The sequence below is a fragment of the Nostoc sp. CCY 9925 genome (assembly GCF_963920935.1).
Taxonomy (GTDB): domain Bacteria; phylum Cyanobacteriota; class Cyanobacteriia; order Cyanobacteriales; family Nostocaceae; genus Nostoc.
Genome location: NZ_CAWUDO010000238.1, coordinates 1 through 2884, shown reverse-complemented (window position 1 = coordinate 2884; position 2884 = coordinate 1). Strand labels below are relative to the sequence as shown.

General features: G+C 44.7%; 4 protein-coding genes. 2 read left to right on the top strand and 2 right to left on the bottom strand.

Translation table 11 applies throughout. From position 1 onward, the window contains the following. Window positions 1-201: hypothetical protein (locus ACM0OY_RS39940; protein ID WP_414574226.1), on the bottom strand; the 201-nt coding region annotated here is incomplete at its 3' end. A 594-nt stretch (window positions 202-795) separates the two neighbouring features. Beyond that, window positions 796-1182, bottom strand: a complete 387-nt coding sequence (locus ACM0OY_RS39935) for a hypothetical protein (protein WP_414574225.1) — start codon at window positions 1180-1182, stop codon at window positions 796-798. A gap of 102 nt (window positions 1183-1284) precedes the next feature. Between ACM0OY_RS39935 and ACM0OY_RS39930 the strand changes: the two genes are divergently transcribed. Then, window positions 1285-1959 carry a response regulator transcription factor gene (locus ACM0OY_RS39930; protein WP_414574224.1) on the top strand — a complete coding sequence of 225 codons (675 nt, stop codon included), beginning with the start codon at window positions 1285-1287 and terminating at the stop codon, window positions 1957-1959. A 103-nt stretch (window positions 1960-2062) separates the two neighbouring features. Beyond that, window positions 2063-2863, top strand: a complete 801-nt coding sequence (locus tag ACM0OY_RS39925; RefSeq protein WP_414574223.1) for a histidine kinase dimerization/phospho-acceptor domain-containing protein — start codon at window positions 2063-2065, stop codon at window positions 2861-2863. Window positions 2864-2884: the final 21 nt, after the last annotated feature.

Genomic DNA, 2884 nt, shown 5'->3' with positions numbered 1-2884 from the left:
AATCCAGTTCAGAGGTGGATGAATCCAGTTCAGAGGTGGATGAATCCAGTTCAGAAGTGGATGAACCCAGTTCAGAGGTGGATGAATCCAGTTCAAAGGTGGATCAATGCAGTTCAAAGGTGGATCAATGCAGTTCAAAGGTGGATCAATCCAGTTCAAAGGCGGATCAATCCAGTTCAGAGGTGGATCAATCCAGTTCAAAGGTGGATGAACGAGTATCTAAGGCAATTTCCGTTAATAAATCTACCGCCGCTGTTGGTTTCGACTCCCTTCTCTACGAGAGGCTGCGCCAACGGCTTCTCTACGAGACGCACTCGCGTTCGCTACTTCGGCTACGCTCAGCACAAGTATTCTAGAGTTGCCCCGCAGACTTTTGATCCCCCCAACCCCCCTTTCCAAGCTCCGGTGTACACACAAGTCAGATCCAGTTTTCTTCCAATACGCTTGGGATAAGCCAGAAAACCCTCATTTAGAGACGCGATTTATCGCGTCTAAAAGACTGACACGTTCACAAGACGCGATAAATCGCCGTCTCTACAGAGAATTTACTCGTCAATTATTCGTTCACAGACTACTATTTCCGACTTGTGTGTACACCGTAGCCTTTCCAAGGGGGGCAAAAACCTCTCAAAGTCCTCCTTTTTAAGGAAGATAATGACGGATCTACGAGGATTTTGGTTTCCTACACAGATGTGTGTACACCGTAGCCCCGCAAGCAAAGAGAGGTTTCTAGTATACTTTACGACTTTTCAAACATCCTCTAATTTTGCTCATCTCCCTTATCTGTTGACTCTCCTACTGCCCCACTTCGACAATCAGCTCCTTAACTCGATCGCGTGGTAAGCCTAACTCTTGACTGAGAGTGGCTTGAAGTTGGCTCATATCGGTGATTGGAAATTCAAATACGATCGTTTTGAGAACTGAGTTACTCGTTTTAACATTCACCCGTGAAATTCCTTGTTGTGGAATGGTTTTCACCTCAATGGCAACTACTCTTTTCATCATTTGCCGTGCTGATTGGGTATCGGCTAGCAGATATTTTTTGGTGACGCGGGAGTAACTCAAAATCCGATCTCCAACAAAGCCGCTTCCCAGCCAAAAAACTAACCCAATTAAGGGTAAAGACAACCAAAACACAAAGCCTAGCGATCGCAACACTTGAAAACGTTTAAGTTGTTGCATGGAAGTTATGAGATAGAATACTTACTGTTACTTCAGTGTTATTGTTTCACCTTAAATCTTAAGACTAGGAAGTAAGCAAAGACAGCAAGTTAAACAAATTGGATGTTGATCTTACTAGTAGAAGATGACCCATCACAGTTAGAGCCACTGCGAGCTGCATTGTTGAAAGCAGGGCACGTAGTAGATGCGCTGACTGACGGCGAAACGGCGGAGTGGTTTGCTTCCCGTAAAGACTATGACTTGCTGATTTTAGATTGGATGTTGCCTAAGGTAAGCGGCGTAGAATTGTGTCAAGTGTATCGACGAGCAGGTAAAGTGGCTCCCATACTCATGCTGACGGCGAAAGACACCGTTTCAGATAAAGTGAAAGGTTTAGATGCTGGAGCCGATGATTACTTAGTTAAGCCTGTGGATGTGGTGGAGTTATTGGCACGGGTGCGGGCATTAGGAAGGCGATCGCCAATGTGGCAAGGAGATATACTTACCCTGGGCGACTTGCAACTTCATTTATCCAATTTGATACTCGAACGTGGTTCATTAACAACTCAACTTTCTAGCCGCGAGTTTCAGTTAATGGAATATATGATGCGTCATCCCCGCCAAGTCTTATCTCATGGCCAAATTGAGCAAGCCCTTTGGAATTGGGGAGAAGAACCCGAAAGTAACGCAGTTACTACCTTAGTTCGCCGCTTGCGCCAACGCCTACAAACTATTGGCGTCAAAGATTGGATAGAAACCGTACATCGTATGGGCTATCGGTTAAATCCGCCAAATTAGGGGAGATGGGGAGACACGGGGACGCAAAGAGGCGGGGATGCGGAGAATACCCAATACCCAATGCCAAATGACCAATGACCAATGACAAATGACAAATGACTAAATGTTTGAACATAGCCGTCGTAATCTTGCTCACTGGTTTGCCCTGTCGATGGGTGGAATTTTGTTCGCGTTTGCTGGGGTGGGCTACTGTCTGAGTGTGGAAGAACAGTTGCGGGTTTTTGATGACGAAGTATTTTCACAAAGTAAGGCTTTTGCTGCCAAAACTGAATACTTACTTTATCAAAGTCAATGGCAAAATCAGCGCAGCCAACAAATTCCTCTAGAAAATGGTGCATCGTTGAATGGTGGACTGGTTTACGCTCGGTGGTATAACTCTCAGAAACAATTGGTGCAGTTTATCGGTTCATCTGGTAACAAACAACTGACGAATGAACCAGGATTTCAAACGCTGGAAACACGACTAAATTCAGATTCTGCAACTAAAACAACCTGGGTTCGCCAAGTTACACTTCCTGTTTTGTCAGATAAGGAGTTAATTGGCTATTTCCAAGCGGCAGTTCCTATGAACTTTCTACGTAGTAATCTGAATCAAGCCCGCTTGTTTCTCACTCTGGGGGTTCCTGTTACTTTTGGTGTAATTGGAATTACAGGTTGGTTTTTGGGCGGGTTAGCGATGCGGCCAAGCCTGCGGGCTTATCAGCAATTACAGCGATTTACAGCTGATGCTTCTCATGAATTACGGGCACCTGTGGCTACGGTATTGAGTAATGCCCAGGTTGCACTGATGCCGCCGGAAGATTTATCTGAACAAAGATTACGGTTGCAAAATATTGCCGAAACTGCTAAGTCCATGAGTACGCTAATTAATAAGGGACTTCCAGAAAATAAAATATACAGATAGTAAAAATGATAATCATTGTTA

Excerpts from the sequence above, each read along its gene's own strand:
- ACM0OY_RS39935 (WP_414574225.1), bottom strand. The coding sequence starts at position 1,182 with ATGCAACAACTTAAACGTTTTCAAGTGTTGCGATCGCTAGGCTTTGTG.
- ACM0OY_RS39930 (WP_414574224.1), top strand. The coding sequence starts at position 1,285 with ATGTTGATCTTACTAGTAGAAGATGACCCATCACAGTTAGAGCCACTG.
- ACM0OY_RS39925 (WP_414574223.1), top strand. The coding sequence starts at position 2,063 with ATGTTTGAACATAGCCGTCGTAATCTTGCTCACTGGTTTGCCCTGTCG.